The sequence below is a fragment of the Streptomyces torulosus genome (assembly GCF_001419765.1).
Lineage (GTDB): Bacteria > Actinomycetota > Actinomycetes > Streptomycetales > Streptomycetaceae > Streptomyces > Streptomyces torulosus.
On sequence record NZ_LIRK01000384.1, the window covers coordinates 1 to 3430 of the forward strand.

Here is a 3430-nt window from a genome sequence, read left to right on the forward strand (position 1 = left end):
CGGGTGCCGGTCTCGCGGTCGTGGCGGCCGGCGCCGCCGCGGTCTACTTCGCGCGCAGGCGCCGTACGGTCGAGGAGGGCTGACACCTAGTCAGTTCATGCTGACCCGAGCAGCGGACCGCTCGCGGTGTCGCGGGCGGTCTGCTCGGGCTCGGCCACGGACGGCCCAGAAGCAGACCCCAGCCACCCCGGGGACCGTGCCCCCGCGAGCTCACCGACAGATGCACATGGATACGCTCCCCGCCCTGGTCTGCCAGATCACAGCCCGCCCACACCAGCACGGACAGGCCGCCTTCCGCCCCGAGGGCCCCGCTTCGTTCACCCATGAGTTCCCGGGCCTGCGGACCGGTCGGTGGATCACCGATCCCGCGGCGGACCTTCAGGGCCTCGCCCTGATCTGGGACTCGGCGGCCAGCGCCGAACTCTCCCTTCCGGCCGTCTCCGAGCGGACGTTCGGCTGCGCCCCCTCCCACCGGTGGGCCTTCGAACTCCGCGGCGCGCCGTCCCGTACGGAGACGCCCCGGGCCTGCCGGCCGAACTGGAGCTCCTGCTCGCCTGAACGCCGCACCCCGGCCCCTCCACCGGGGACACGCACGGGAGGGACGGTTCCGGAACCGACTCCCGGGGGAGATGAGGGCGGAGCCGCGGGCCGACGTGCCTGCGGCCCCGCTCGGGTGTCGGGTCAGACGGGTCGCCGTACCGGAGGCCGCGTCCGTTGGTGCCGACACAGACGCGCCCGAAGGTGTCGGGGCCGCCGGTGACGACGCCGACGCCGCCGATGCTGCCCCACTGGTGAGCGTCGTCGTTCACGCGGAGCCAGGTGGCGCCCTTCTCGGTCGAGCGGCGGCGCCTCTCACCTCGCGGCGCGGCAGCCGCTGATCAGCGGCCGGGCGACAGCCAGGGACCGCCTGCCGAGGCTCCCTGCCATGCCGCTCACGCAATGGGCCGGCAGCCAGCTTCGTGCCGTCCTCTCAGAGGTCGTTTTCTCCCAATGTTTTATCCCGGAATATGCTGTTTGGTCTGGTGTGTCGAGTCGCGCCAGGAGATGGTGTTCTCGCCGGTGAGGCGGCGGGCCATGAGGTCGGTCATGGCGAGGTGGATCATGGCTTCGGAGCGCTCGGGGAGGGTTTCGTAGTCGCGGGCCAGGCGGCGGTGGAGCATGAGCCATCCGTAGGTCCGCTCGACCGTCCACCGCTTCGGGATCGGGGTGAAGCCCCTGGTCCCGGGGGTGCGGGCGGTGATTTCCATGTCGATGCCGAGGGTCGCGGCGTGCTCGACGAGGTGCTGGCGGTAGCCGCCGTCCACCCAGACTTTGCGGATGCCGGGGTGCTCGGCGGCGACCTGGTCGATGAGGCGGGTGCCGGCGGCGGAGTCCTGCACGCTCGCCGCGGTGACGAGCACCGCGAGCAGGAGTCCGAGCGTGTCGGTGACGATGCTCCGCTTGCGTCCCACGATCTTCTTCCCGGCATCGGTGCCCTGGCTGGAGGCGGGGACGCTGGTGGAGGTCTTCACACTCTGGGCGTCGATCACGCAGGCCGATGGCTCGGACTCCCGTCCTTCCTTCTCCCGTAGGAGTTGCCTGAGCAGGCCGTTGAGCTGGGCGAATACGCCGTCCGGCGCTGTCACGTTGATTGACCGGGTGGGATGATCTTCTGGTTGGATCGTGCTGGAGGGGGCTGTTCGTGGGGGCCGTGGCTCCGTTGTACAAAGGGCACTGGTACCCGGTCGAGGTCATCTCCCACTGCGTGTGGCTGTACTACCGCTTCCCGCTGTCGTTCCGCGAGGTCGAGGAGCTGATGCTCGAGCGGGGGATCGTCGTCTCGTACAAGACGGTGCGCCGCTGGTGCGCCAAGTTCGGGCAGCGGTACGCAGGCGCGCTGCGCCGCCGGCAGCTCAGGCCTGGTGACAAATGGCACCTGGACGAGGTCTTCATCAAGATCAACGGGCGGTTGCGGTACCTGTGGCGGGCCGTCGACCAGGACGGCAACGTCCTGGACATCCTCGTGCAGGACCGCCGGGACAAGGCTGCGGCCAGGCGTTTCTTGCGCAGGCTGATGAAGAAGACCGGTGCGGTGCCGCGGGTGATCGTCACCGACAAGCTCCGCTCCTACGGCGCCGCTCACCGCGAGGTCATGGCCTGCGTCGAGCACCGCTCCCACAAGGGCCTGAACAACCGGGCCGAGAACAGCCACCAACCGACCCGGCAGCGCGAACGCGCGATGAAAGGCTTCCGCAGCACCGGCGCAGCCCAGCGGTTCCTGTCCGCGTTCAGCGGCATCTCACCCCACTTCCGGCCCCGCCGCCACCTGATGACCGCTCCCGGCTACCGAACCGAGATGATCATCCGCTTCGCCATCTGGGACCACATCACCGGCCGGCCCGAAGCGGCCTGAGCAACAGGCCCCGAGCCCGACTGAACCAAGAAGTCGAAGAAGCCCCGCAGCCAGCCGATCCCGACCACCGTGTGGTTGAACCAGTGCTCGATGTCGAGGAACAGGGCCTTCTCGACCGCGAGGACCTGCCGGGCGTGCTCCTCGGCGACGGCCCGGCTGCCGGCCGCCTCCAGCCGGGTGCGCTGGTAGGCGGCGTAGGTGACGCGGATCAGCAGCAGTTCGAACAGCAGGTTCGGGCGGCTGGCGGCCCGGCGCAGCAGCGGCGCCCAGCTGAGGCGGGTCTGCGCCTTCGGGGCGTACTCGGTGGGAATCGGGGTCCGGTAGTACTCCGAGGCGCGGGACAAGAACGGCACCACGAGGGCCGAGGCGAGCGCGGCCAGCAGGACCACGTTGTCACGCACCGGGTACAGGACGCCGACGTTCGGCACCATCATCTTCGCGGGCAGCGTCATCACCAGGACGACGGCGACCGGCCACACGTACCGCGCCGAGGCCTTCCTGCCGACCCGGCCGACCACCGCGAGCAGCACCCACAGCAGCTGGTGCTTCCAGGACGTCGGCGAGACGGCGACCACGACGCAGCCGGTGATCGCGACGGCGAGCAGCAGTTGTCCGTCGCGCGCGTAGCGGATGGCGCGGCGCGTGCCGAGCACGGCGACGGCGACGGCCAGCGTGAAGAAGACCGTGATCTCCAGGGGGCCTTGGAGGCCGAGTCGCAGCAGCGCGCCGTGCAGGGACTGGTTGGCGAGATCGTCCGCCCGGCCGCCGAGGCCCACGCCCGCCAGATGGCGCACCCAGTAGGCGTACGAGTCGTGCGGCATCGCGGCCCAGGCGAGCGTGGTGGCGGCGGCGAAGGTGATCCCGGTGCTCGCGGCGGCCCGGCGGCGGCCGGTGAACCACAGCAGCGGCACGAACAGCAGCACGGTGGGCTGGAGGGCGGCGGCGACTCCTGTGAAGACGCCGCTGGCGCGCTCGCCCCGTACCGCGAAGCAGCCCGCCAGGACGAGCAGGACGGGGATGATGCTGGTCTGGCCCAGG

Annotated in this window: 3 protein-coding genes and 1 pseudogene; 1 reads left to right on the plus strand and 3 read right to left on the minus strand. The window is 70.7% G+C overall.

The features are described from left to right. Positions 1-378: 378 nt before the first annotated feature. Complete coding sequence (locus tag AOK23_RS48045; protein ID WP_055715044.1) at positions 379-567, minus strand: hypothetical protein; 189 nt, start codon at positions 565-567, stop codon at positions 379-381. A 428-nt stretch (positions 568-995) separates the two neighbouring features. After that, positions 996-1613: pseudogene (locus AOK23_RS25900) on the minus strand (IS5 family transposase); the annotation flags it as partial. Positions 1614-1690: 77 nt separating this feature from the next. Here AOK23_RS25900 and AOK23_RS25905 point away from each other — a divergent pair. After that, the gene (locus tag AOK23_RS25905; RefSeq protein ID WP_420823748.1) at positions 1691-2392 is read left to right on the plus strand and encodes an IS6 family transposase; all 702 of its coding nucleotides are present in this window, start codon (positions 1691-1693) and stop codon (positions 2390-2392) included. On the opposite strand, the gene AOK23_RS25910 is transcribed toward AOK23_RS25905, so the two are convergent. After that, positions 2323-3430 (minus strand): glycosyltransferase family 87 protein (locus tag AOK23_RS25910; protein ID WP_240496558.1); only part of this gene is annotated, 1108 nt, incomplete at its 5' end. The genes AOK23_RS25905 and AOK23_RS25910 overlap by 70 nt on opposite strands.